Here is a 24959-nt window from a genome sequence, read left to right as displayed (position 1 = left end):
TCTTACTGGTTTAGCTGGTATTTGCGTACATTATTAAGGTGTTGTGGGTATGTGTCCGAAAATGCATGGCTACCATCACCTTTGGACACAAAAAACAGACTCAAGCCTTCCTCTGGATGCAACGCAGCTTCTATTGCCGCACGCCCCGGTAGTGCAATTGGAGTAGGAGGCAGACCTTTATGTACATAGGTATTGTATGGTGTATCAGTGGTTAAGTCTGTACGACGAATATTACCTTTAAAGTCTTCACCCATACCATAAATTACAGTGGGGTCAGTTTGTAACTTCATACCCTTTTGTAAACGTCTAACAAAAACACCAGCAATGGTAGCTCGCTCGCTCGCTAAGCCTGTTTCTTTTTCAATAATTGAAGCCATAATAAGTGCCTCATAAGGCGTCTTGTAAGGTAAATCTTCTGCTCTATTAGCCCAAGAGGATTGCAGTATTTGAATTTGTTTTAAATAGGCCTGCTTTATAATATCTTCGGGTACGTTATGCTTTGCAAAACGATAGGTTGAAGGAAATAATAACCCCTCTGGGTGATCCCAGCGGCTGTGCAAGTTTTTAAGCCATTGCTGTGCATTGGGCACACGTTTATGTTGCATGGCTTGGTGACTTGTTAAACGAGCAATAAAGTCTTTATATGTTAGCCCTTCTGGAACAGTAAATTGATATTCTAAAACCTTTCCTTCAACCAATTGTGCCAAGACCTCAACACTATTGATGGGGCCACTAAACTGGTATTCGCCAGCCTTTATATATCGATCTAGCTGACGCCACTTTGCATAATATTTAAAACTAGCCGCATGGGATATTACCCCTGCTTTAAATAATTGAGTACTAATCTCCCCAACCCCTGAGCCGGACGTTATAGTGACTAACTTAGGTTCTGTTATCGTGATAGCATCATACAGCCATACATAGGCTTGTCTAAAAGCGCCATAGGTGATTAATGACATCACTAAAATCACGACAATAAATCCCCAGAGCCAGGCCTTCTTTAGCATACGTCGGACACCTGAGTTTGATGGGATAAGTCTTTGGCAAGGGCTTTTTGTAATGTAATAGTAAGCTTAGAAATGGGCCATTGTGTGCAAACATCAGCTGACAAAGCTACAACAGGCCAAATACCATTAATACTATTGGTCATTAATACCGCGTCAGCCTTCATCAGCTCATGTAAGGACACAGGTTGCTGTAACACATTAATGCCAAAGGTTTGAGCCATGGCACTTATATGCTGGGCCATAGTGCCTTTGATTCCGCACTGGTCAAGCTTTGGGGTGATAAGCATTCCATCAACTTCTATGAAAATATTGCTCATAGCACCAGACACCACCCCACCATCTTGGTTAAGCATAATGCCCTCATGGGTAGACTCATCAAACCATTCACTTCTAGCCAACACTTGATCTAACCGATTGAGATGTTTAATACCCGCTAAAGCTGTGTTGTGAGACCAACGGTGCTGACATAAACCCACACTCACTCCCTTACTAGACAGAAGCTCGCGCCCTTTGGGCCATGGCATAATAGAAATAATACGTGTGAGTATAGGTGATGCTGGAGCTGCGTAGCCACGCCCTCCAATGCCTCTGGTCACAGTGATTTTAATTACCCCTTCAGGGCGATCAAATAATACATAGGCAGCTTTTAATTCTACAGCAATGGTATCGAGCAAAACTTCAGCATAAGCTTTATCAAGCACAATGCCTAAGCTTATAAGGCCAGCTATTAAGCGCTGTTTATGAGCTTGCCAAAGCTGCACTTGGCCTTGTACTAAAGCAATGGTTTCAAATAATCCATCCCCGTAAGCCAGACCTCTATCAAGAGCATCCACCATAACTGATGGCCGGCCATTTACTAAGGTTATTGAATCCATAGTGCCAGCCTCATGTGATGATTAAATCTTCGTAAAAATTAACGTACCGTTGGTGCCACCAAAACCAAATGAGTTGGACATGGCTGATTGAATCCTAGCTTCTTGTGGCTGATGCGCTACATAGTTAAGGTCACACCCTGATGAGGGATTGTCTAAATTTATGGTAGGAGGTGCAACCTGATCTCTAATAGCCAATACTGAAAAAATCGCTTCCACAGCACCTGCAGCGCCAAGTAAGTGTCCAATCATTGACTTAGTTGAGCTCATGCGGACATTTTCTGAAGCACTGCCTAAAACTAGCTTTGCAGCATTAGACTCAGCAATGTCTCCTGCAGGAGTTGAGGTGCCGTGAGCATTGATATATTGAATATCATCACCGTTTAAACCCGCATCTTTCATTGCATTACGCATTGATGCAGCAGCACCTCGGCCATCTTCTGGTGGCGAAGTCATATGGAAGGCATCACCACTCATACCAAAACCTGTAAGCTCTGCATAAATTCGAGCGCCGCGTGCTTTGGCTGATTCGTATTCTTCTAATACCATAACACCAGCGCCATCGCCTAATACAAAACCATCGCGATCTTGATCCCAAGGGCGACTCGCTAATTCAGGGGCATCATTACGCGTAGATAATGCGCGAGCTGCACCAAAGCCACCTAAGCCTAGTGGAGTAGTCGCCATTTCTGCGCCACCACATACCATCACATCAGCATCGCCATAGGCAATCATACGTGCAGAAGCACCAATATTGTGAGTGCCAGTGGTGCAGGCTGTGGTAATAGCGATATTAGGGCCACGTAAGCCAAACATAATCGACAAGTTGCCAGAAATCATATTAATAATGCTGCCTGGAACAAAAAATGGTGAAATACGACGAGGGCCACTTTTGTTTAAGGCATTGTGGCATTTTTCGATCAAAGGTAAGCCCCCAATTCCAGAACCAATTGCTACGCCTATTCGGTCTGCGTTTTCCTCGGTCACCTCTAAATTAGCATCCTTAATAGCTTGGATGCCTGCAGCCATTCCATACTGAATAAACAGGTCCATTTTCTTGCCTTCTTTTGGCGGCAAGTAGTTGCTAAGGTCAAAGTCTTTAAGGCCTGCTGAAAAATGAGTGCCAAAACCTTGAGTATCAAAATGAGTAATGTTTGCCATACCACTTTTTGCAGCCAGTATGTTGCTCCACGTCTCGTCCATAGTGTTACCAATAGGTGTTAACATGCCCATGCCAGTAACTACAACGCGCTTACGAGTCATTTGATTCTCCTTGAAATGAATAACCTGCACTTAATGCACAAGCAATACTTATATGACAACAATTTTACGTCATCAAGCCAGCTTTTTAAAGCTTCAGATGCAGAAAAGCCGCACCAAATGGCGCGGCTTTTCTAACTTCAATTCGAAGTACAAAAACTAAGCTAACTATTGGTTAGCATTAACGTAATCGATTGCAGCTTGAACAGTGGTGATTTTCTCAGCTTCTTCGTCTGGAATCTCAGTCTCAAATTCTTCTTCCAAAGCCATTACTAGCTCTACGGTGTCCAAAGAATCGGCGCCTAGGTCATCAACGAAGGAAGCACTATTAGTCACTTCTTCTGCTTTAACACCAAGTTGCTCAGCAACAATTTTTTTAACGCGATCTACAATACTCATAGTTTTTCCTAATGGGTTCTTATACGCCGCTAACATTAAAAGTGTTAACGAATGTGCTAGAAAATAGTGGACGGAGAATTCCGCAACTTTGTTCTATTTTCTACTCAGTATAGAGTGACGCTATTATCTACAAATCAGGCAAAAAAGCAACCCTCATACAAATAATATACGCACTCAATAGTACTTAATACGACTAAATGCTAAACCTTTAGGTTTAGCTCATATACATACCACCGTTGACATGGATTGTTTCACCGGTAATGTATGCTCCAGCATCACTTGCTAAAAAGCCAACTAATTGGGCGATATCTTCTGGAGTACCCAAGCGCTGTAGTGGAATTTGAGTACGTAACGTGTCTTTTTGCTCTTCTCCAAGTGCTGCTGTCATATCTGTTGCAATAAAACCTGGAGCAATAGAATTAACCGTAATATTACGCGATGCCACTTCACGCGCCATTGCACGGCTAAACCCTTCAACACCGGCTTTGGCCGCTGCATAGTTAGCTTGACCCATATTGCCCATAGAGCCTACTACAGAGCTGATATTAATGACTCGCCCCCAGCGCGCTTTGGTCATGCCTCTCAAGCAACCTTTGGCCATACGAAAAATAGAGCTCATGTTGGTATTAACGACATCATCCCATTCGTCGTTTTTCATACGCATTAAAAGGTTGTCGCGGGTAATACCTGCATTATTCACCAAAATGCTAGGCGCGCCATAGGTTTCAACAATCGCCTTTAGTGTATCTGCTACTGAATCTGCATCAGATACGTTAAGTACCATTCCAGTGCCAGCGTTGCCTACTTCTGCTAGGGCATCAGTAATTGCGGTAGCACCTGTTAGTGATGTAGCAGTGCCTATAACAATTGCACCTTGAGAAGCTAGCTGCAAAGCAATGGCCTTACCAATACCTCTGGTAGCGCCCGTCACCAATGCTATTTTGCCATCAATTGCCAACATAATTTAATCCGTCTTAGTGTTCTAGTGTGGCTGCAAGTGACGCAGCATCATTAATAGACGCAGATTGTAACGTCTTATTAATACGTTTTGTTAGTCCATTTAAAACTTTACCTGGCCCACATTCTATCACAAGGTTTGCACCACTATCTGCAATAGCCTCTATACATTGTGTCCATAATACAGGTTGATGTAATTGCGCAACAAGATTACTAGCAATAGATTCACTAGAAGTGGCTACAGTAGCGCCTACATTTTGTACTACAGGTATTGCAGGGGTTTTAATATCTATACCCTCTAGCATAGCGCTTAGTTTATCAGCGGCAGGAAGCATTAAGGCACAATGAGAAGGTACGCTTACAGGCAAAGGTAAAGCACGTTTAGCTCCAGCATCTTTACAAGCGATCATTGCGCGCTCAACAGCAGCTGAAGAACCAGCAATAACCACTTGTCCTGGTGAATTATAGTTCACAGGCGCCACAACTTCACCATGAGCGCTTTGTTGGCAGGCATCAGCAATAGCAGCGTTATCTAGACCAATAATAGCTGCCATAGTTCCCTCTCCAGGCGGCACTGCTGCTTGCATGAAGTGACCACGAGCTTCTACCAACTTTAAAGCATCAGCAAAGTCTAAGGCACCAGCGCAAACTAAAGCCGAATACTCACCTAAACTATGCCCTGCTAAAACCGTGGGAGTGACGCCGCCTTGTTGCAACCATAAACGCCACAAAGCCACACTAGAGGCTAGTAATGCAGGTTGAGTAATGTGCGTTTGGTTTAACTGCCCATCATTGTCATGCTGCACTAAATGCCATAAATCATAGCCTAAAGCACTGCTAGCTTCTGCAAAGGTTTCAATCACTATTGGATGCACTGCACCTAATTCGGCCAACATGCCAACACTTTGGGAGCCTTGTCCAGGAAATACAAATGCAATATCAGCCTTCATTACAGTGCCTCTTTAAGTAAACTATAAATATAAGTGTGAATTTATTCATCGTCCTGCAGCCTTTGTGCAAGCTGCATTTCAACATAATCTTGGGTTGCTTCAATAGCAAACTGCAAAGCCCTTGCGTTGGCATAGCCATGAGATTTAACGACCAAACCCTGCAAACCTAATAAAAATGCGCCATTTAAGCGATCTGGATCAAACTGAAATTGCCAGTCTTGCATGACTGTTTGTGATTGTGAGGGCGTTAATTCGCTGTTAGCTAAACTAGCCATAAACCCATGAGCCAACATATTGCTGACACCTTCAGCTGATTTAATCAAAATATTGCCCGCATAGCCATCACAAACAACAACGCTTGCTTGCCCATCAAACACTTCTTGGGGCTCAATATAACCCAAATAATTAAGCTTTGGATCTGCTTCTAGTAAAACGTGAGCTTCTTGCACCTGAGATTGCCCAGTACCAGTCTCAGTAGCAATGTTCAAAAGTCTTAAAGTAACATCAGGCTTGTGTTGCAAGCTGGATTCTAGGGCTTGGCCCAACAAACCAAATTGATATAATTGCTGGCCAGTAGAGCTAAGGTTAGCCCCCATATCAAGCACTAGACAGATGCCTTTTTGAGTGGGTATATGACTTGCAAATGCAGGCCTTTCATAACCTGGCAGCATTTTTATAAGATGTCGGCTTAAGGCCATTAGCGCTGCTGAACTACCACCACTAATACACGCATTAGCTCTACCTTGCGCTACTAGGGCTAAAGCAAGATACATCGATGAGTTTTGTTTTTGACGTAAGATGACCATCAAATCATCGGTTTTTTCCACGATTTGGGGTGCGTCAATAAAGTGTAGTCGTTTTAAAAGTGGTGCCTGTGCGTTGGATACTGCATCGATTAGAGGTGCAAGTATAGCCTCAGGACCAACCCAAAAAAGGGTTAAGAGAGGATGGCGCTCGAGGCTAGCTAATGCTGCCTCGAGGCTAGTGGCGGGACCTAGGTCCCCACCCATAGCATCAAGTGCTAAGGTGTAATACGACGACAAACTACTCGGCGTCTTGGTTAACTACCTGACGTCCTTTGTAAAAGCCATCGGCAGTTACATGGTGACGACGGTGAGTTTCACCAGTAGTAGAATCTACTGAAAGAGTAGCAGTGCCTAGAGCATCGTGTGAACGACGCTGCCCACGCCTGGAACGGGTTACTTTGTTCTTTTGTACAGCCATGACTAAAAACTCCTAATTGGTAAACTAATCTTTTTGCAGTAAAGCTTGTAATCCTTCAAACGGATTGGGCTTTTCCTGCACGGTTTCTTCTTGGCCAAACTCAGTTGCTACTTCACAATCTGAATGATAGGCCACAATGGGTATGTTCAATATCATTTCGTGGTCAATAAGCTCACGCATATCAAGCTTTTTATCTTCCAACAACCATGGATCATATTCAGTTGGAAGCTTCTGCGCCTGCTCTTCGTTGAGCACTATGGCCACGTTCATGTCACCTATTATATCAATGCTTATCGCATCTAAACAACGCTGACATCCAATTTGTACGCCTTTTATTTCAGCCTTACCCCTAATGATAGGCCGATGGGCGTTATCACGAGAAAAATGCAACTGCACATCTACCTGACCTTGGTCAGATTGGAGGTAGCTACAAAACCCGGTTAACGTTGATAAATCAACGTGACCAGTAATGGTTTGCTGCCCATCGCATAGCTTGCGCGGGTCTAAAAAACGAGGTAATTCTGTGTCAAACATGGCGCGATATGATATTCATGTCCCCGCCTTATGTCAAAGCCAAATACCGTTAAAAGCCAAATTAATTGCTTTATTTTCTACTTTTCTTTGTATTTAGGTCAAATGAGGCAAATATCACGGTTTTCAAGGGTTTATTGCATCATTAGGCCTTTATTCAAACCCCAAGAAATGGCTGTTTTTGTCTGCACTCCCAATTCGTCAATCACAGCTTGAAACGGAGTTTTCTCAGGTGAGTAAAATACGATGTGAGCCACGCCAATTTGATCCCTTGAAACGCTATGCAAGCTACCTAAGCCATCTATCAATCCCAACTCTACAGCACGAGCACCATGGAATACTGCACCGGAATATAGATCTTTATGGGGCACTAGCCTGTCTCCCCTGCCCAACTCTACTTGAGAAATAAATTGCTGATGCACTTCATCAAGTAGCTGTTGGAACATAACCTTATGATTTTCTTTTTGTGGTAAAAACGGGTCTAAGAAATCTTTATTACCACCTGCTGTGTAAGTGCGCCTTTCAACGCCCACTTTAGCCATGAGCTGATCAAATCCAAAACCACTACCAATCACACCAATAGAGCCTACTGTACTAGCTTTGTCTGCATAAATTAAATCTGCCGCAGCAGCAATATAATAAGCTCCAGAAGCACCAACATCACCGATAATCGCATAGAGTGGCTTTTCAGGGTGAGCTTGCTTTAGGCGCTGTAATTCATCAAATATGATTCCTGCTTGCACCGGGCTGCCACCTGGGCTATTAATGTTAAGCACTACTGCTTTGGCATTGGGTGCAGCAAACGCATTTTCCAAAGAAGGCAGTAAGTGTTCCGTGCTTGCTGGCGCGCCCGCCATAATAGGTCCAAATACATTCACCACAGCCACATGTGATTGTGAAAGTGGTTTTGTATCAGCGTCATTGTCAAAAAACACCATTATCAAAATGCTGAATATAAAAATAAAAAATAGGCTTTTAAAAAAAATACCCCAACGCCTAGAACGACGCTGCTCATCTTGTATGCTAGCCACCAACTTGCCAATGACTTGCCATTCTGGAGTATTTAATTGTTCGTTCATGAGGTAAACCTGTTCGCGTTTGCTATAGACCCTTGATGGGCCCTAATATTTTTTTTAAAAGCCCTCATATTTGCATTTTCTCTGCTATGCTAAATCTAAGCGCTCAAAGCAAGAAACAAGTAAATACAACAAGGTGAAGAAAAGCATGCACACCATAGACGCTCTCATATCACCCCAAGGCAGCCTAGACATACTTACCTTGGATGAAATCAACCAGCTACACAAATCGGCCTCTACAGGCCTACATGAGCTCTTTAGGCAATGCTGCCTTGCCGTGCTCAACTGCGGCAGTGAAGAAGACGATATTGAAGCCTTACTGCAGCGCAATGAACGTTTTGATGTAGAAATAGTGCCACAAACCCGAGGCGTATTACTACAGCTTAATAATGCACCTAAAAGTGCTTTTGTGGATGGAGAGGTTATCTTAGGCATTAAAGAAAATCTATATTCAGTCTTACGAGACATCATCTACATCAACAACAACCTTCTTAACAGCGAAAAGGTGCGTACTGGCACACAGCTAACTGATCTAGTATTTCAAATACTGCGTCATGCCCAAGCTCTAGCCCCAAGGCGTAAACCTAATATTGTCGTTTGCTGGGGTGGACACTCAATTAATGATATTGAATACGACTACACCAAAAAAGTAGGTTATGAATTAGGTTTAAGAGGCTATGATATATGCACAGGCTGTGGTCCAGGCGCCATGAAGGGCCCCATGAAAGGCGCTCACATAGCTCATGCTAAACAGCGTTGTTATGATTACAGATATATCGGCATTACGGAGCCTGGCATTATTGCTGCCGAATCTCCAAACGCTATGGTTAATGAATTAATCATTATGCCAGATATAGAAAAACGTCTTGAAGCTTTTGTAAGGCTGGGTCATGGATTTATTGTATTTCCAGGTGGTGTGGGCACTGCAGAAGAGATTCTATATTTATTAGGCATTTTATTACATCCAAATAACGCCCAACTTAAAGTGCCTTTAATTTTTACAGGGCCAACAAGTTCAAAAGCTTATTTTGATCAGATTGATGCATTTATTGGCGCTACTCTTGGGCCAAAAGCACAAGCTAAGTATCAAATTATTATTCAAGACCCAAGCGCTGTGGCTATTGCTAGTAAAGCCCAAATAAATAATGTGCTTGAGCACCGCCAAAAAACAGGTGACGCTTACCACTACAATTGGCAATTGCACATTGAAGATGATTTCCAACATCCGTTTATTCCTACTCACGACAACATGGCCAATCTAATTTTAGACAGTAGCCTTTCTACGGCAACATTGGCTAGCAATCTTCGCAAAGCCATGAGCGGCATTGTTGCTGGTAATGTGAAAACCTTTGGCCTAGAACAAATACGCTTACACGGACCTTATAAACTTAAAGCCCAGACAAAAATGCTAGATAAGCTAGACGTATTATTAAGGAGCTTTGTGGCCCAAAATCGTATGAAATTACCTGGCAGCAAAGCCTATCAACCTTGCTACACAGTAAGTGATTTAGAAACTTAAATAAGATGGCATGGCATAGCTAGGCTATAATGTTGGTACTCAGCAGATCACTATATTCGCTATGCTCCATGGCCAGCCAATCACTCAATACCACTTGAGTATGCTCACCCAACATAGGTGGTGCTTGCTTGTATTGCAACGGAGTAGCAGATAGCTTAATGGGGTTGGCAACGCTCTCTACACTACCCAGCTTTTGGTGTTCAAGTGATATCTTCATACCACGAGCTTTAATTTGTGGGTTCTCAAACACTTGATCCAGAGTACAAATAGGCCCACAAGGCACACTGACCTTATTAAGTGCATCCAACCACCATTGTGTAGTGTGTTGCTCCAGTAAAAACGCCACTTTTGGCACCAGTGTCAAACGATTAGCAACTCTTAGCGAATTGCTTGTATAAAGTGAATTACTAGCCATCTGCACATCACCAGCCACCTCACAAAAACGTTGGAATTGACCATCGTTACCTACCGCCAAAATAAGATGACCATCAAAAGTGGCAAAGGCTTGATAGGGAACTATATTTGGATGCGCATTGCCCAATCGTTTGGGGTTTTCATGGGTGGCAATATAGTTCATGGCCTGATTAGCTAATGTGGCAACCTGCACATCAAGCAAAGCTAAATCGATATGCTGGCCTTCACCGGTGCGTAACTGGTGAATAAGGGCCCCTTGTATCGCGTTAGAGGCGTATAAGCCTGCCATAACATCCACTACGGCCACGCCCACTTTCATAGGCTCACCGCCTTCACTACCTGTCACACTCATTAAGCCGCCCATGGCTTGAATCATAAAGTCATATCCTGCACGGTCTTTATCAGGTCCATATTGACCAAAACCAGTAATAGAGCAATAGACTAATCGTGGGTTAATAGCGATTAAGCTATCAAAATCTAAGCCATATTTAGCCAACCCACCTACTTTAAAATTTTCAATTAAAACATCAGCCTTAGTGACTAACTGTTTAATCAGCAGCTGGCCCCTTGACGAAGACATATCAACACATAATGAGCGCTTACCACGGTTTGCTGTCTGAAAATATGCTGCTTCATAAGCTTCTTCAGCTTCAAAACCTACTGCAGCCGGCATATAGGGAGGCCCCCAGGTGCGAGTATCATCACCCACTCCTGGTCGCTCTACTTTAATCACATCAGCGCCCAAATCTGCCAACATCTGCCCCGCCCAAGGACCAGCCAAAATACGACTAAGATCTAAAACCTTAATGCCCTGCAAAGGTGTAGTGATACTCATATTAAAAGCCTAATAAAACGCTTGAATGCCAGTTTGAGCACGACCTAAGATCAATGCGTGCACATCATGGGTGCCTTCATAAGTATTCACAGCCTCTAAATTCATTACATGGCGAATCACACCAAACTCATCGCTCACACCGTTTCCACCATGCATATCGCGAGACTGGCGAGCCACATCCAAAGACTTACCACAGTTATTACGCTTCATTAACGAGATCAACTCTACAGGGCAGTTACCATCATCCATTAAGCGACCCATTTGCAGGCAACCTTGTAAACCAATAGAAATTTCGGTTTGCATATCAGCAAGTTTCTTTTGGATCAGCTGAGTAGCAGCCAGTGGACGACCAAACTGAGATCGGTCTAAGGTGTATTGACGGGCTGCATGCCAACAAAACTCTGCTGCACCAAGTGAACCCCAAGCAATGCCATAACGGGCCTTATTTAAGCACCCAAATGGCCCCGCGAGGCCTTTAATTGTAGGGAACAGGTTCTCTTGTGGCACAAACACGTTGTCCATGACAATTTCGCCAGTGACCGACGCACGTAAAGAAAACTTACCCTCTATCTTAGGCGTAGTTAAACCTTTCATACCACGCTCAAGTACAAATCCACGGATTACACCGTCAAGCTTAGCCCACACCACCATTACATCTGCGATGGGAGAGTTGGTAATCCACATTTTAGCACCCGTAAGGCAAAAACCACCCTCTACAGCTACTGCACGGGTAGTCATGCTAGCAGGGTCTGAACCTGAATCAGGCTCAGTTAAACCAAAACAGCCTACCCACTCACCCGTGGCAAGTTTAGGCAAGTATTTCATGCGCTGCTCTTCTGTGCCGTATGCATGTATCGGATGCATTACTAAAGATGATTGCACACTCATAGCCGAACGATAACCACTATCTACACGTTCCACTTCTCTAGCCACCAAACCATAGCTTACGTAATTTACGCCAGCACAGCCGTATTTCTCTGGAATGGTCGCCCCTAGTAACCCAAGCGCACCAAACTCGGTCATAATCTCGCGATCAAATATTTCTTCTCTATTCGCCTTAAGCACCCTTCTTGCAAGTCCATCTTGGCAATAATCTCGCGCAGCATCACGAATCATTCGCTCTTCTGAGGTGAGCTGTTGATCTAAGAAGAATGGATCCTGCCAAGAAAATTCAGTACGAGTTGCCATGATTAGAGTCTCAAATATTAAAGGTTCCAGTGTTTAATCACTGGTCAAGAAAGTAATATATCGCCATTTTTATAAAATGTCGACATTTTTATATCAAGACTAAGAAAGGGTTAGAACATTATGTTGTTAACAAATAGCGAATGATTCCGTAGATGTACAAAATAGCAAAAATAATGTTTATTTATTTAAGTTGACGCTCGGTATGAAGCCAAGCGCAATATACCCAAATCAAACAAAACGGAAGGCTAATGAACATAGTAAACGGATACCAATCCTGCACAATGGCTACCGTACTAATAATGCCAAGCACAAGCGCAAGCCACTTTAGCTCTTGTTCGTAATTAGATAAGGATTTTATCTGCATTCTTTTAATCAACCGGTGGCTTAGCAATAAGCACAGCACAAGGCTAACAACAAAAGAAACGAGCCTAGAGCCCATTAATGGCAGTGATTTCCCTATCATGAATAAAATTAGCACATGCTATGCTGCGTATCACTTTTAGCTATAGTATAAGTACTTAAAATACCATAAAAGACGTATTATTATAAGATATATATAAGCACATGTAATAGTCAAAGTTATGGCTTTTACGTTACTCTATTTATGCATATTAAACTAGAAAATATCATCAAGGTCATGAAGTAAACCTAGCGTTGGGCCTGATCTAAAAAACAAGATCAAACCTAACAATGCATTAAAACCGTAAGCCTCCGTCAAGTTCAATAAGCCTGCCATTCATATATTCGTTTTCAATAATAAACATAGCTGCGTTTGCGAGTTCTTCTCTATCACCTAGGCGTCCTAAAGGAATTACCTTTTCGATGCGCTCTAGCGCTTCTGGCTTCATAGAGTCTGTCATATCTGTAGAAATAACCCCTGGAGCAATACCTGCAACACGAATACCAAAGCGTTTTAGCTCCCCTGCCCATGTGGTTACAAGAGCAGCCACCCCGGCTTTGGTCGCAGCATAGTTGCTTTGGCCGATGTTACCCGCCTTTGCAATGCTAGAAATGTTGATAATCACTCCTCCATTACCCGCCTTTGCCATGTTGATGGCACCTTCACGGCCACACAAAAAGGTGCCTGTAAGATTAACGTCGATAACGCTCTGCCACTGGCTAAGGCTCATTTTACTTTGCACTTGGCCATCTTTAAACTTTATTAACATGCCGTCTCTAAGCAAACCTGCGTTATTCACTAGACCATCGAGTCTTTCAAAGTCTGCTAACACTTGCTCAAATAAGGCTTCAACTTCAGGTTCTTGTGTAATATTGCAGGCGTAACCCTTACTTTTATTGCCACAAGAGATTGCGGCAGCATCTACCGCGGATTGGTCTAGATCCACCAAGGCACAAATGCCTCCCTTATCAGTAATGGCTTTTGCTATGGCCAAACCTAAACCACGTGCACCACCTGTAATGACAAATACCTTTCCTTCAACATTCATGATCAAACCTTTTTGTTGGCGTAGTGCTGATAAATGCTAGAAAAATCTAGCCCACCATAGCCTTGTGCGCCATGATCTTTGAATAATTCAGAAGCCTTTATTCCTAACGGCACAGCAGAATTTGACGCTTGGGCGGCGTCTAAGGCTAAACCTAAATCTTTGTTCATTAGATCGACCATAAAACCACCTTGGTAATCGTTACTTGCTGGCGTGCCTTCCATCACCCCTGGCACTGGGTTGTATATTTCTAACGCCCAATTGCGACCGGAGCTTTTCACCATAATATCTGATAACACCTTAGCGTCTAAGCCGTTTTCCACGCCCATGCGTAGAGCTTCTGAGGTGCCTGCCATCAAAACACTTAACAGCATGTTATTGCACATTTTGGCTACTTGCCCAGCACCAGCTGGGCCTGCATGGAAGATATTTTTTCCCATCAAACTAAGTATAGGTTGTGCAATTTCAAAAGCTGCTACTTCACCACCAACAATAAAGCTTAAAGTGCCCGCTTTAGCGCCCGCTGTACCACCAGAAACAGGAGCATCTACAAAATTTATACCTAGCTTTTTGGCGCAAAGGCCTACACGACGTGAGGTTTGAGCATCTATAGTACTAGAATCAACCACTAAGGAACCCTTAGTAATTAATGATAAAAGGCCACCTTTGCCTAACTCATCACCTAAATAAAGCCTTTCTACGTGCTTGCCTGCAGGCAGCATGCTAATGACTACCTGAGCGTTTTCCAATGCATGTTCTGCAGAATTTGCCGCTACTCCACCAATACTTACAAACTCTTCTAATGAAGCTTTCACCAAATCATAAGCCACTACATGATGCCCTGCCTTTACTAAGTTGGCAGCCATAGGGCCACCCATATTGCCCAAACCTATAAATGCTATATTTGTCATAAGTCTTGTCCTGTAGATCTTTAAATAGTGTTAAAAGTGGGCTTGTGCTACATTTTCGGTGACAAAAAACTGATCTATCCAAGCCTTTGGCGTATTTTCAATGGTGTCATAACGCCACGTTGGATTGCGGTCCTTATCTATAAGTAATGCCCTTACACCTTCTTGAAACTCCCCTAAACGTGCAGCGTTAACACCTACGATGTATTCATGCAGCAATGCGTCTGCAACATTGGTAAAGTTTTGACCAAAGGCATAATAGAATAAATGCAAACTAGTAGGCGAGCCATTCTCCATAGTCTGTAAGGCCTTATCTAACCACTTATCTTGGCCTTTGAGACTCGTTAAACTAGCAACTATTGCAGCAAGGCTCTTTTCACTAAGCGCAGTTATAATATTGTTACGATGAGCTGCTAAATTTGATTCTGGGGCTTTCTCACTTACCTTAGATTCCAGATCAGCAATCAAAAGTGTAAGCTGGCTTAGGGTGTCTGCATTAGACTGCCTAGGCATAGTGGTAAGAGATATCATTATATTTGAGAAATGGTCATCATCTAACAAACCGTCTAATAACCCCACCTGACGAGCATCTGTGCCATTTAACATAGCGCCTGTCAAGCCCATAAATAGCCCTAAATTGTCTGGTATTTGACGTAAAAAATAGCTAGCGCCTACGTCAGGAAACAAACCAATAGTCACCTCTGGCATCGCTAAGCGGCTAGAGTGAGTGCCAATGCGTAAAGCCGCTCCTTGCAACAGACCCATACCACCGCCGATCACATAACCACTGCCCCAAACCAATAATGGTGTAGTGAGTTTGTGTAGCATTAAATCCATTTCATATTCGTGATTAAAGAATATTTCACCAACGTCTTGGCTACCTTTAACCATTTCATGATATAGCTGGCGTATATCGCCACCTGCACAAAAAGCTTTAGTACCAGAGCCTCGCATGATGATAGCAATCACACTTTCATCAGCTTCCCATACAGGTACGTGTAGCAATAATAGGTCTACCATGTCACCATTTAAGGCGTTAAGAGCCTCAGGCGCGTTAAGTATGACTTCTACCACCTGTTGACCAGCATTTGTAGCGTGAGCCTGCACCAATAGCGGCCCTTGACTTAATTGTGTGACCATTATGAATTAGTCCATTTTGGTTTGCGCTTTTCTAAAAATGCTTGCACACCTTCTTTTTGATCATTAGTGTTAAACAAGTTTATAAACTCATCTCGCTCATAACCCATCCCTGCAAACATAGGTTCTTTACGCGCACTTTGAATTAAGCGTTTACATGCAGCAATACTAGTAGGGCTTTGTCTTTCAGAATTTCTGGCCCATTCCATGGCCTTCTCTAAGGCTTGACCCTGTTCCACTACAGCTTCCACTAAACCAATAGTTAGCGCTTGTTGTGCAGAAACCCGCTCACCACAAAGAATCATTCGTTTCGCCCAGCCTTCACCCACCAACCAAGCTAAATTTTGAGTACCACCAGCACAGGGCAATAGTCCCACAGCGGCCTCTGGCATAGCCATTTGAGCTTGACCTTCAGCGATGCGTAAATCACAAGCCAGCGCTACTTCCAAACCACCACCCATGGCATAGCCATTTATGGCGGCAATACTTAAGCCTCTAAATTGGCTTAATACTTCAAAGGCTCGGCCAAATGCGGTGGACAGATCTGCTGCAGTTTGTTTATTACCATCGGCAAATAACTTAAGGTCTGCACCTGCACTAAAAAACTTCTCTCCATCGCCTGTGATGACTAAGCTGTAGATATTTTTGTCAGCATTAAATGCTTGTATCAGCTGCGCCAAGGCGTCTAAACTTTGGCGGGTCCAAGTATTTGCTGGTGGATTGGTCATTGTGATCACGGCTACGTGCCCTTCAATGGCAAAAGGTATTAGTTTATTCATGATTGAATCCATTGGTAATTAAATAGCTAAGACAGCTGTTATAAAATGGCTTGTGAATCTTTAAGTAAAATACGCCTAGCGATAATCACCCGCATTATCTCATTGGTACCTTCCAAAATACGATGCACACGGCTATCTCGCACATGCCGCTCCATAGGATATTCTTTAATGTAACCGCTGCCGCCAAAGCACTGCAACGCTTCATCACACACCTGATAACCAATATCTGTTGCAAAACGTTTGGCCATAGCGCAATAGGTGGTAGCATCTGGGTGTTTATTATCCAATTTAAAAGCTGCTAAGCGCACCATTTGACGTGCCGCAACTAGATGCGTATTCATGTCAGCAAGCTTAAATTGAATCCCTTGAAAAGCAGCAACCGGCTTACCAAACTGTTTTCTTTCATTTACAAAGGCCAAAGCCTCATTCAAAGCTTGCTGTGCCGTACCCACGCCAACCGTTGCTATGTTAATACGACCGCCATCTAAACCTTTCATAGCCAGAGTAAAACCATCACCCTCTTTGCCAAGTAGGTTTGTAGCAGGTACACGCACCTGATCAAAATTTACCATTCGTGTGGGTTGAGCATTCCATCCCATCTTCTCTTCTTTGCGTCCAAAGCTAATACCTGCACTGTCTGAATCCACAATAAACGCGGAAATACCTTTTGCTCCAGGCTCTCCGGTGCGGGCCATTACAACTAATACCTCAGTTTCGCCAGCGCCAGAAATAAAGATTTTACTACCGGTGATCACATACTCATTACCCGTTTTTACAGCCTTAGTCGTTAACGAAGCCGCATCAGAACCTGCATTAGCTTCTGTGAGGCAATAAGACGCTAGCCACTTACCACTTGTGAGTTTTTCACCGTAGTGCGCTTTAGCAGCCGAGGTAGCATTGACTGACACCATCCATGCGGCCATGTTATGTATGGTAAGCATGGCTGTAGTTGTAGTGCAGCCCATAGCTAACTGTTCAAAAATGAGTGCAGAGTCCAGCCGAGACAAACCTAACCCACCCATTTCTGGGTCACTGTATAAACCGCAAAAACCCAATTCTCCTGCTTTTTTAATGGTAGCTTTAGGAAAAATGGCTTCTGCATCCCACAAAGCTGCATGCGGGGCTAGCTCTTTAGCACTAAACTGCTCAGCTAAATCTACATAAGCAATTTGATCTTCATTTAAGTCAAAATTCATATTTATTCCTATTTAACTATGGGCTGTATTAAACCAACTCTATCGCCACAGCAGTAGCTTCACCACCACCAATACACAGCGCTGCAATGCCTCGCTTTAGACCTTTATTTTTGAGTGCTGTCATGAGGGTAACAATAATGCGAGAACCCGTAGATCCAATAGGATGCCCTTGTGCACAAGCACCGCCGTAGATATTCACTTTACTAGCATCTAATCCAAGCTCTTGAGTGGCTAGCATGGTAACCATGGCAAAGGCTTCGTTGATTTCAAACAAATCTACATCTTCAGGTTGCCAATCTAGCTTCTTCAACAACCCTTCAATAGCACCGATAGGCGCAATGGTAAACTCACTAGGTTCACGGGCAAAACTTTGCACACCCAATATACGAGCCATCGGGTTTACATTGTTTTGATTAACAAAATCTGCACTAGCAAGCACCAATGCGGACGCACCATCAGAAATTGAGCTGGCATTAGCTGCAGTAATCGTACCGTCTTTCTTAAAGGCCGCTCGTAACTGTGGGATTTTGTCGATGCGAGCTTGACCTGGCTGTTCATCGACGGCAACGGTAGTGGTGCCCTTTCTGTTGGTGATGACTACCGCTTCAATTTCGCTTTCTAATAAGCCACTTTTTATCGCTGCGTTAGCCTTGGACAACGAGTGAATTGCAAAATCATCCATTGCTTCACGGGTTAAACCAAAGTCATCGGCTGTCTTTTGAGCAAAGCTGCCCATCAGGCCACCTTCATAGGCGTCTTCTAAGCCATCAAGAAACATATGATCCAACATTTGCCCGTGGCCCATACGCAAACCTTGGCGTACTTTAGGCAATAAATATGGGGCGTTGGTCATGCTCTCCATGCCACCGCATACCATAATGTCTGCAGAGCCTGCCTTTATTGCATTAAAACCCATAATAGTGGTTTGCATGCCAGAGCCACACATTTTATTAACAGTAGTGCATGGTGTGTTTTTTGGAAGCCCTGCTCCTAAAGCCGCTTGACGAGCTGGTGCTTGACCTTGCCCTGCTGCCAGCACGCAGCCCATATATACTTCGTTTATCTGTTCTGGGGCTATATTTGCCCGAATTAAAGCACCTTTAATAGCCACTGAGCCTAGTTGTGACGCGGTTTGAGGTGCAAGGCTGCCATCAAGGCCTCCCATTGGCGTGCGGCTGCCGCCGAGGATATAGACATCTTGACTCATTTTTAGGGCTCCAATAAAAGCGAATAAATAGAATAAACATTTTGCTTGACCTTTACGTTAACGTCAACCAAAATAAACACAGATATATTAATAACTAGGGAGCATTATCCATGTCACCCACCAAATACACAATTAGCGAATTGTCGAAAGAGTTTATTATTACAACTCGCAGCATACGCTTCTACGAAGACCAAGGCCTGCTATCACCAAAGCGTGAAGGCCAAAAGAGAATTTATTCTACCCACGACAGAACATGGTTAAAGCTCATACTACGAGGTAAGCGTCTAGGGCTTACTCTGGCTGAAATTAGCCAAATCCTAGATCTCTACGATTCATCATCTACTAACAATGATCAGCAACTACTTGTTTTTATTGAAAAAATAAAAATTAGAAAATTAGCATTACAACAACAAATGGAAGATATTAAAGCCCTACACGATGAACTTAGTGCAGCACAATTGCGTTGCACTAATGCACTGTCTAGCAATAACCCTCTGGAGACTCAAGCATGATAAGCACTTATACCAGCCTTAATTTCGACCTAGGTGAAACCAATGACATTTTACGTAATCACGTAAATCAATTTGCTGCTAATGAAATTGCTCCTTTAGCTGAGTCTACAGATCAAGATAACGAGTTCCCTAATAAACTATGGAAAAAAATGGGCGACATGGGCTTGTTAGGGATTACCTGCGATGAAAAATACGGTGGTGCAGGTATGGGTTACCTAGCCCACAGTATAGCCATGGAAGAAATTAGCAGGGCTTCAGCAAGCATTGGCTTAAGTTATGGTGCGCACTCTAACCTTTGTGTAAACCAAATTCATCGCCATGGCACAGACCAACAAAAAACTACATATTTACCCAAACTAATTAGTGGCGATCATATCGGTGCTCTTGCTATGAGCGAGCCAGGCGCTGGCTCTGATGTGGTAAGCATGCAGCTTAAGGCTGAGTTAAAAGGCGATAAATACGTACTTAATGGTAACAAAATGTGGATCACCAACGGCCCAGATGCCAACACCTACGTGATCTACGCAAAAACAGATATAAATGCAGGGGCCAAAGGCATTACCGCATTTATTGTAGAACGAGATTATGCAGGCTTTAGTCGCTCGCCAAAGTTAGACAAGCTTGGCATGAGGGGATCCAATACTTGCGAATTAGTATTTATCGATTGTGAAGTGCCGGTAGAAAACATTCTTGGCAAACTAAACGGCGGCGTCCGTGTACTAATGAGCGGCCTTGATTATGAGCGCGTTGTACTTTCCGGTGGGCCATTAGGCATTATGCAGGCCTGTATGGACTTGGTAGTGCCCTACGTGCATGAGCGCAAACAGTTTGGCCAAGCTATTGGTGAGTTTCAGCTAGTACAAGGCAAGCTTGCTGACATGTACACCCAAATGAACGCTGCTAAGTCTTACGTTTATAATGTGGCAAAATCGTGCGACCGCGGCGAAACCACCCGCAAAGATTCAGCTGGCGCAATTTTATACTCTGCTGAGTTAGCCACAAAAATGGCACTGGATGCTATCCAACTATTAGGAGGCACTGGCTACACCAGTCAATGCCCCACTGGTAGGCTATTGCGTGATGCCAAACTTTATGAAATTGGTGCTGGCACATCAGAAATTCGCCGCATGTTAATTGGCCGCGAATTATTTAACGAGTCAAACTAACATGGCTACTTTATCCAGCAGCATTAACCCCCAAAGTGATGAGTTTAAAGCTAAGGCTGCTGCTATGCAGCTATTGGTTGATGACTTACAGCAGCAGGTTGCAAAGCTAACATTAGGCGGCGGTGAGGCATATCAAGCCAAGCATTTGAGCCGTGGAAAGATGTTACCGCGCGACCGCATAGATGCACTACTAGATCAAGGTTCTCCCTTTTTAGAAATAGGTCAACTGGCGGCCCACCACGTTTATGACGTAGCTGTACCTAGTGCAGGCATCATTTGCGGCGTGGGCTTAGTTAATAGTCGTTATTGTATGATTATCGCTAATGATGCCACCGTAAAAGGCGGCACCTACTTTCCATTAACCGTAAAAAAACACTTGCGGGCACAAGACATCGCTTTGCAAAATAACCTACCCTGCATTTATTTGGTAGATTCAGGTGGTGCAAACTTGCCACAACAAGATGAAGTATTTCCAGATAAACTACACTTTGGACGTATATTTTATAACCAAGCCACGATGTCTGCTCAAGGCATTCCTCAAATTGCGGTTGTTATGGGCTCTTGCACTGCTGGCGGCGCCTATGTGCCAGCGATGGCAGATGAATCAATTATTGTGAAACAACAAGGCACGATTTTTTTAGCCGGTCCCCCGCTAGTAAAGGCTGCCACAGGTGAAGAAGTCAGTGCGGAAGAACTGGGTGGCGCAGATACCCACTGTCGTATATCAGGAGTAGCTGATCATTATGCGCAATCAGATGAGCATGCGCTGTTAATAGCTCGCCAGTGTATTGCAAATTGCCCCAAAACTGCAGGTCATCCTTTACTGCGTAAACCAAGTGCTGAACCTCGTTATCCAAGTGAACAGATTTATGGGGTGGTGGGCACAGACTTGCGTAAACCATTTGATGTGCGCGATGTAATAGCACGTGTGGTTGATGATTCTGGGTTTGACGAATTTAAGGCTTTATATGGCACCACATTAGTGTGTGGTTTTGCTCACATCGATGGCTACCCTGTTGGCATCGTCGCCAATAATGGGGTGTTATTCTCCGAATCGGCACAAAAAGGTGCTCACTTTATAGAGCTGTGTTGTCAGCGCCAAATTCCTTTAGTATTTTTGCAAAACATCACAGGCTTTATGGTGGGCCAAAAATACGAAGCCCAAGGCATAGCTAAACACGGTGCCAAAATGGTGATGGCCGTAGCTTGCGCTAAAGTGCCTAAATTTACAGTCATTATTGGTGGCAGCTACGGTGCAGGTAACTACGGGATGTGCGGCCGCGCCTTTGAGCCTAACTTTATGTGGATGTGGCCTAACAGTCGTATTTCTGTAATGGGTGGCGAACAAGCTGCGGGGGTACTTACTCAAGTAAAACGGGATCAGCTTGCAGCTCGAGGTGAATCATTTAGCGACGCCCAAGAGCAAGCGATGCGTGAGCCTGTGTTGCAACAATACGAACACCAAGGACACCCCTATTATGCCAGTGCTCGCTTATGGGACGATGGCATCATTGACCCTAAAGACACGCGCTGTGTATTAAGCATTGCTTTGGCTACAGCCCTCAACAAACCCGCACAAGAAACACGCTTTGGCGTGTTCCGTATGTAATATAAGGCGCCTCACATGACACCTTCTTCTTTGTCTACTTTGCCTGAGCACTGGGTAACCTGCCATCTGAGCAGTTCTGGTATAGCCACCCTTACCCTTAATAGGCCTGACAAACACAATGCATTTGATGAGCAGTTGATACAACTACTTATCACCCAGTTAAAAAAATTGTCTCTAGACAAAAACGTGCGGGGCCTTATCGTTACAGGTGCAGGTAAAAGCTTCTCAGCTGGCGCAGACTTGGCTTGGATGCAACGCATGGCTGATTACGATGAGGCTGCTAATATTGCAGACGCTCAGCAATTAGCACTGTTAATGCAACGCTTAGATGAATTTCCAAAACCAACTCTAGCGCTCGTCAATGGCGCCGCATTTGGGGGAGCTGTTGGACTAGTTGCTTGTTGTGACAGCGTGATAAGTGCAGACCATGCGTCTTTTTGCTTAAGTGAGGTGCGTATTGGTCTTATTCCTGCCGTAATTTCTCCCTTTGTAGTCAATAAGATTGGCGTTTCTTGGAGTCGTCATCTGATGACAAGTGCCAAAGCATTTACTGCAAGCCAAGGTTTAGCCTATGGCTTAGTGCATGAAGTAGTACCCACTGATGAACTGAACAACGCTAAGGAACAATGGATTTTAACTACATTAAATAACAGTCCAGAGGCAGTGGTACAAATAAAAATGTTACTTAAAGGTATAAATAAACACTCCCCTATCGCTAAGGACAACTTAGCCTCTACAACATCTCACACGACTAAAGCCATTGCTAAAACTAGGGTAAGCACTACTGGTCAAGCAGGATTAAAGGCTTTTTTAACTAAAACTACAGCCCCATGGAAACAGTAAATACTATGCTAAAATCTGTATTAATTGCTAATCGTGGAGAAATAGCCTGCCGCGTAATACGCACTGCTAAAGCCATGGGCATGCGCACCATCGCTGTTTATTCAGATGCCGATGCAAACTCTCTTCATGTAAAAGAAGCAGATGAAGCTTGGCATATTGGTCCCTCTGCGGCCACTCAAAGTTACCTAAACGCTGATAAAATATTGGCTATTGCCATAAAAAGCAAAGCCGATTGTATCCACCCAGGATATGGTTTTTTATCTGAAAATGCTGACTTTGTGGCTGCCTGCCAAGCTAAAAACATCGTATTTATTGGCCCAGACGTTCCAGCTATCCAGCAGATGGGGAGTAAAAGTGCTGCAAAAGTCATCATGAGTGCTGCTGGCATCCCTTTGGTACCTGGTTACCATGGTGATATTCAAAACGATGCCTTATTACTAACTGAAGCCAACCACATGGGCTATCCTTTATTGATAAAAGCAGTGGCTGGCGGCGGCGGTAAAGGCATGCGAGTGGTTGATAAAGCTGAAGATTTTCTCACTCATTTAGCAGGGGCAAGACGTGAGGGATTAGCCAGCTTTGGTAACAGTGATGTGTTAATTGAAAAATACCTAATAGCCCCACGTCATGTAGAGGTTCAAGTATTTTGTGACCGTCATGGCAATGGTATTTACCTTGGAGACCGAGACTGCTCAGCCCAACGACGTCACCAAAAAGTCATAGAAGAAGCCCCTGCCCCTGGCTTGTCTAATGAATTGCGCCAAAAAATGGGGAACACAGCAGTAGAAGCTGCCCAAGCGATTAAGTATGTGGGTGCAGGCACTGTAGAGTTTTTATTAGACAATAGCGGGGGGTATTATTTTATGGAAATGAATACTCGCTTGCAGGTAGAGCACCCTGTTACTGAAATGATTAGCGGTATCGATCTGGTGTGTTGGCAACTTAAAGTAGCCGCAGGTGAACCATTACCACTGACTCAAAACCAGCTCTTTTTTCAAGGTCATTCTTTTGAAGCACGTATTTATGCAGAGGATCCAAGCCAAGATTTTCAACCTTCCACTGGCCAAATAACATACCTTCGCATACCTAAAACAGATTCAACCATTCGTATTGACACGGGAGTATGTCAAGGTGATGAAATAAGCCCTTTTTATGATCCCATGATCGCTAAGCTCATCGTATGGGGAGAAAGCCGTGAAATAGCCTTAGCCAAACTAGACCAAGCCTTGCAAGACTATCACTTAGACGGCATTCACACTAATATTGATTTTTTGCGTCGCCTAGCTACCTTACCAGACTTCAGCACTGCCAACTTACATACCGGTATTATCGAACAACACCAAGATCTGCTGCTGTCGTCTTCGTTACACAACCAACAACTGGTCCTAGCTATGGCTGGATTAGTACTTGGCACACAGGCTTTAAAAACCTATGGTGATTGCACAGGGCTAAGGTTAAATATGCCATCCTCAGGCTTTAGCTTGGATGCCCTCTATCTAGATAGCCCCTGTGTCATCACTACCAACACTTCAGGTACACTAAACTCAGATTCTTTAGTATTAGATTATAAAGACGGCAAACATAAGGCTGGCTTCAATCTAACGGGTGACAAATTAAGCTTATTTACTGCGCACGGTAAAGCTGTGGTAATCGTTAAAGCTGCCAAAATTGATAATTTCTTGGCCCACAATGATCATAATACAGGCCATATTAAAGCGCCCATGAATGGTAATCTTATTGCGTGTTTGGTGACTTCTGGGTTACACGTTTTAGCAGGTGACGCACTCATGGTAGTGGAAGCAATGAAGATGGAGCACACTGTTGTAGCGCCAAAAGATGGTGTTATTGGCGAAATCTATTTTAAAGTAGGTGAACTTGTAGATGCTGACTCGCAACTATTAGAGCTTATAGAGAAGGAAATATAG

Annotated in this window: 24 protein-coding genes; 6 read left to right on the top strand and 18 right to left on the bottom strand. The window is 43.7% G+C overall.

The features are described 5' to 3' along the window. Window positions 1-2: 2 nt before the first annotated feature. The 10 genes from mltG to ABXT42_RS05615 form a co-directional block, all read right to left on the bottom strand. Window positions 3-1007, bottom strand: a complete 1005-nt coding sequence (gene mltG / locus ABXT42_RS05660; RefSeq protein WP_443629395.1) for an endolytic transglycosylase MltG — start codon at window positions 1005-1007, stop codon at window positions 3-5. Further along, window positions 1001-1882, bottom strand: a complete 882-nt coding sequence (gene pabC / locus ABXT42_RS05655; protein ID WP_443629394.1) for an aminodeoxychorismate lyase — start codon at window positions 1880-1882, stop codon at window positions 1001-1003. The genes mltG and pabC overlap by 7 nt, the downstream gene beginning before the upstream one ends. A 21-nt stretch (window positions 1883-1903) precedes the next feature. Next, a complete protein-coding gene (fabF, locus tag ABXT42_RS05650) occupies window positions 1904-3142 on the bottom strand; it encodes a beta-ketoacyl-ACP synthase II (RefSeq protein ID WP_443629393.1) in 1239 nt (412 codons plus the stop codon). A 165-nt stretch (window positions 3143-3307) separates the two neighbouring features. Continuing rightward, complete coding sequence (gene acpP, locus ABXT42_RS05645; protein ID WP_443629392.1) at window positions 3308-3538, bottom strand: acyl carrier protein; 231 nt, start codon at window positions 3536-3538, stop codon at window positions 3308-3310. A gap of 214 nt (window positions 3539-3752) precedes the next feature. Continuing rightward, a complete protein-coding gene (gene fabG / locus ABXT42_RS05640) occupies window positions 3753-4496 on the bottom strand; it encodes a 3-oxoacyl-ACP reductase FabG (protein ID WP_443629450.1) in 744 nt (247 codons plus the stop codon). 16 nt (window positions 4497-4512) lie between these two features. After that, window positions 4513-5445, bottom strand: coding sequence for an ACP S-malonyltransferase (gene fabD, locus ABXT42_RS05635; protein ID WP_443629391.1), 933 nt, complete (start codon window positions 5443-5445; stop codon window positions 4513-4515). A 41-nt stretch (window positions 5446-5486) separates the two neighbouring features. Further along, window positions 5487-6455: a phosphate acyltransferase PlsX gene (gene plsX / locus ABXT42_RS05630; protein ID WP_443629449.1), complete on the bottom strand. Its 969-nt coding sequence runs from the start codon at window positions 6453-6455 to the stop codon at window positions 5487-5489. 34 nt (window positions 6456-6489) lie between these two features. Further along, entirely contained in the window at window positions 6490-6669 is a 180-nt protein-coding gene (rpmF, locus tag ABXT42_RS05625; RefSeq protein ID WP_443629390.1) for a 50S ribosomal protein L32, read from the bottom strand. Between the two features lie 24 nt (window positions 6670-6693). Beyond that, on the bottom strand, window positions 6694-7203 hold the full coding sequence (locus ABXT42_RS05620) for a YceD family protein (RefSeq protein WP_443629389.1): 510 nt from the start codon (window positions 7201-7203) through the stop codon (window positions 6694-6696). A gap of 131 nt (window positions 7204-7334) precedes the next feature. Further along, window positions 7335-8279 carry a S49 family peptidase gene (locus ABXT42_RS05615; RefSeq protein WP_443629388.1) on the bottom strand — a complete coding sequence of 315 codons (945 nt, stop codon included), beginning with the start codon at window positions 8277-8279 and terminating at the stop codon, window positions 7335-7337. Window positions 8280-8424: 145 nt separating this feature from the next. On the opposite strand from ABXT42_RS05615, the gene ppnN reads away from it, so the two are divergent. Next, window positions 8425-9795: a nucleotide 5'-monophosphate nucleosidase PpnN gene (gene ppnN, locus ABXT42_RS05610; protein WP_443629387.1), complete on the top strand. Its 1371-nt coding sequence runs from the start codon at window positions 8425-8427 to the stop codon at window positions 9793-9795. 19 nt (window positions 9796-9814) lie between these two features. Here the strand turns inward: ppnN and ABXT42_RS05605 are convergent, their stop codons facing one another. The 8 genes from ABXT42_RS05605 to ABXT42_RS05570 all read right to left on the bottom strand — a co-directional run bounded on the left by ABXT42_RS05605 (window position 9815) and on the right by ABXT42_RS05570 (window position 18904). Continuing rightward, window positions 9815-11044 (bottom strand): CaiB/BaiF CoA transferase family protein, encoded by a 1230-nt coding sequence (locus ABXT42_RS05605; protein ID WP_443629386.1) that lies wholly within the window; start codon window positions 11042-11044, stop codon window positions 9815-9817. Between the two features lie 9 nt (window positions 11045-11053). After that, complete coding sequence (locus tag ABXT42_RS05600) at window positions 11054-12232, bottom strand: acyl-CoA dehydrogenase (RefSeq protein WP_443629385.1); 1179 nt, start codon at window positions 12230-12232, stop codon at window positions 11054-11056. A gap of 695 nt (window positions 12233-12927) precedes the next feature. Next, window positions 12928-13680, bottom strand: coding sequence for an SDR family oxidoreductase (locus ABXT42_RS05595; RefSeq protein ID WP_443629384.1), 753 nt, complete (start codon window positions 13678-13680; stop codon window positions 12928-12930). A 2-nt stretch (window positions 13681-13682) separates the two neighbouring features. Beyond that, a complete protein-coding gene (gene mmsB, locus ABXT42_RS05590) occupies window positions 13683-14588 on the bottom strand; it encodes a 3-hydroxyisobutyrate dehydrogenase (RefSeq protein WP_443629383.1) in 906 nt (301 codons plus the stop codon). A gap of 30 nt (window positions 14589-14618) precedes the next feature. Next, window positions 14619-15725 (bottom strand): enoyl-CoA hydratase/isomerase family protein, encoded by a 1107-nt coding sequence (locus ABXT42_RS05585; protein WP_443629382.1) that lies wholly within the window; start codon window positions 15723-15725, stop codon window positions 14619-14621. After that, window positions 15725-16501, bottom strand: coding sequence for an enoyl-CoA hydratase (locus tag ABXT42_RS05580; protein ID WP_443629381.1), 777 nt, complete (start codon window positions 16499-16501; stop codon window positions 15725-15727). Before ABXT42_RS05580 ends, ABXT42_RS05585 begins: the two co-directional genes overlap by 1 nt. A gap of 38 nt (window positions 16502-16539) precedes the next feature. Continuing rightward, entirely contained in the window at window positions 16540-17697 is a 1158-nt protein-coding gene (locus tag ABXT42_RS05575; RefSeq protein WP_443629380.1) for an acyl-CoA dehydrogenase family protein, read from the bottom strand. Window positions 17698-17725: 28 nt separating this feature from the next. Further along, complete coding sequence (locus ABXT42_RS05570; RefSeq protein WP_443629379.1) at window positions 17726-18904, bottom strand: acetyl-CoA C-acyltransferase; 1179 nt, start codon at window positions 18902-18904, stop codon at window positions 17726-17728. 110 nt (window positions 18905-19014) lie between these two features. Between ABXT42_RS05570 and ABXT42_RS05565 the strand changes: the two genes are divergently transcribed. From ABXT42_RS05565 to ABXT42_RS05545, 5 genes are read left to right on the top strand one after another with little or no spacing between them, the layout of a single operon-like run. Further along, window positions 19015-19416, top strand: a complete 402-nt coding sequence (locus ABXT42_RS05565) for a MerR family transcriptional regulator (RefSeq protein ID WP_443629378.1) — start codon at window positions 19015-19017, stop codon at window positions 19414-19416. After that, window positions 19413-20582 carry an isovaleryl-CoA dehydrogenase gene (locus ABXT42_RS05560; RefSeq protein WP_443629377.1) on the top strand — a complete coding sequence of 390 codons (1170 nt, stop codon included), beginning with the start codon at window positions 19413-19415 and terminating at the stop codon, window positions 20580-20582. Before ABXT42_RS05565 ends, ABXT42_RS05560 begins: the two co-directional genes overlap by 4 nt. A gap of 1 nt (window position 20583) precedes the next feature. Further along, window positions 20584-22191 (top strand): carboxyl transferase domain-containing protein, encoded by a 1608-nt coding sequence (locus ABXT42_RS05555; protein ID WP_443629376.1) that lies wholly within the window; start codon window positions 20584-20586, stop codon window positions 22189-22191. A 15-nt stretch (window positions 22192-22206) separates the two neighbouring features. Further along, window positions 22207-23034, top strand: a complete 828-nt coding sequence (locus ABXT42_RS05550) for an enoyl-CoA hydratase-related protein (protein ID WP_443629375.1) — start codon at window positions 22207-22209, stop codon at window positions 23032-23034. Between the two features lie 5 nt (window positions 23035-23039). After that, window positions 23040-24959 carry an acetyl/propionyl/methylcrotonyl-CoA carboxylase subunit alpha gene (locus ABXT42_RS05545; RefSeq protein WP_443629374.1) on the top strand — a complete coding sequence of 640 codons (1920 nt, stop codon included), beginning with the start codon at window positions 23040-23042 and terminating at the stop codon, window positions 24957-24959.

Source organism: Candidatus Njordibacter sp. Uisw_002 (genome assembly GCF_047730155.1).
Taxonomy (GTDB): Bacteria; Pseudomonadota; Gammaproteobacteria; order Pseudomonadales; family Balneatricaceae; genus Njordibacter.
This window is presented reverse-complemented; position numbering and strand designations above follow the sequence as displayed.

Excerpts from the sequence above, each read along its gene's own strand:
- mltG (WP_443629395.1), bottom strand. The coding sequence starts at position 1,007 with ATGCTAAAGAAGGCCTGGCTCTGGGGATTTATTGTCGTGATTTTAGTG.
- pabC (WP_443629394.1), bottom strand. The coding sequence starts at position 1,882 with ATGGATTCAATAACCTTAGTAAATGGCCGGCCATCAGTTATGGTGGAT.
- fabF (WP_443629393.1), bottom strand. The coding sequence starts at position 3,142 with ATGACTCGTAAGCGCGTTGTAGTTACTGGCATGGGCATGTTAACACCT.
- acpP (WP_443629392.1), bottom strand. The coding sequence starts at position 3,538 with ATGAGTATTGTAGATCGCGTTAAAAAAATTGTTGCTGAGCAACTTGGT.
- fabD (WP_443629391.1), bottom strand. The coding sequence starts at position 5,445 with ATGAAGGCTGATATTGCATTTGTATTTCCTGGACAAGGCTCCCAAAGT.
- plsX (WP_443629449.1), bottom strand. The coding sequence starts at position 6,455 with ATGGGTGGGGACCTAGGTCCCGCCACTAGCCTCGAGGCAGCATTAGCT.
- rpmF (WP_443629390.1), bottom strand. The coding sequence starts at position 6,669 with ATGGCTGTACAAAAGAACAAAGTAACCCGTTCCAGGCGTGGGCAGCGT.
- ABXT42_RS05620 (WP_443629389.1), bottom strand. The coding sequence starts at position 7,203 with ATGTTTGACACAGAATTACCTCGTTTTTTAGACCCGCGCAAGCTATGC.
- ABXT42_RS05615 (WP_443629388.1), bottom strand. The coding sequence starts at position 8,279 with ATGAACGAACAATTAAATACTCCAGAATGGCAAGTCATTGGCAAGTTG.
- ppnN (WP_443629387.1), top strand. The coding sequence starts at position 8,425 with ATGCACACCATAGACGCTCTCATATCACCCCAAGGCAGCCTAGACATA.
- ABXT42_RS05605 (WP_443629386.1), bottom strand. The coding sequence starts at position 11,044 with ATGAGTATCACTACACCTTTGCAGGGCATTAAGGTTTTAGATCTTAGT.
- ABXT42_RS05600 (WP_443629385.1), bottom strand. The coding sequence starts at position 12,232 with ATGGCAACTCGTACTGAATTTTCTTGGCAGGATCCATTCTTCTTAGAT.
- ABXT42_RS05595 (WP_443629384.1), bottom strand. The coding sequence starts at position 13,680 with ATGAATGTTGAAGGAAAGGTATTTGTCATTACAGGTGGTGCACGTGGT.
- mmsB (WP_443629383.1), bottom strand. The coding sequence starts at position 14,588 with ATGACAAATATAGCATTTATAGGTTTGGGCAATATGGGTGGCCCTATG.
- ABXT42_RS05585 (WP_443629382.1), bottom strand. The coding sequence starts at position 15,725 with ATGGTCACACAATTAAGTCAAGGGCCGCTATTGGTGCAGGCTCACGCT.
- ABXT42_RS05580 (WP_443629381.1), bottom strand. The coding sequence starts at position 16,501 with ATGAATAAACTAATACCTTTTGCCATTGAAGGGCACGTAGCCGTGATC.
- ABXT42_RS05575 (WP_443629380.1), bottom strand. The coding sequence starts at position 17,697 with ATGAATTTTGACTTAAATGAAGATCAAATTGCTTATGTAGATTTAGCT.
- ABXT42_RS05570 (WP_443629379.1), bottom strand. The coding sequence starts at position 18,904 with ATGAGTCAAGATGTCTATATCCTCGGCGGCAGCCGCACGCCAATGGGA.
- ABXT42_RS05565 (WP_443629378.1), top strand. The coding sequence starts at position 19,015 with ATGTCACCCACCAAATACACAATTAGCGAATTGTCGAAAGAGTTTATT.
- ABXT42_RS05560 (WP_443629377.1), top strand. The coding sequence starts at position 19,413 with ATGATAAGCACTTATACCAGCCTTAATTTCGACCTAGGTGAAACCAAT.
- ABXT42_RS05555 (WP_443629376.1), top strand. The coding sequence starts at position 20,584 with ATGGCTACTTTATCCAGCAGCATTAACCCCCAAAGTGATGAGTTTAAA.
- ABXT42_RS05550 (WP_443629375.1), top strand. The coding sequence starts at position 22,207 with ATGACACCTTCTTCTTTGTCTACTTTGCCTGAGCACTGGGTAACCTGC.
- ABXT42_RS05545 (WP_443629374.1), top strand. The coding sequence starts at position 23,040 with ATGCTAAAATCTGTATTAATTGCTAATCGTGGAGAAATAGCCTGCCGC.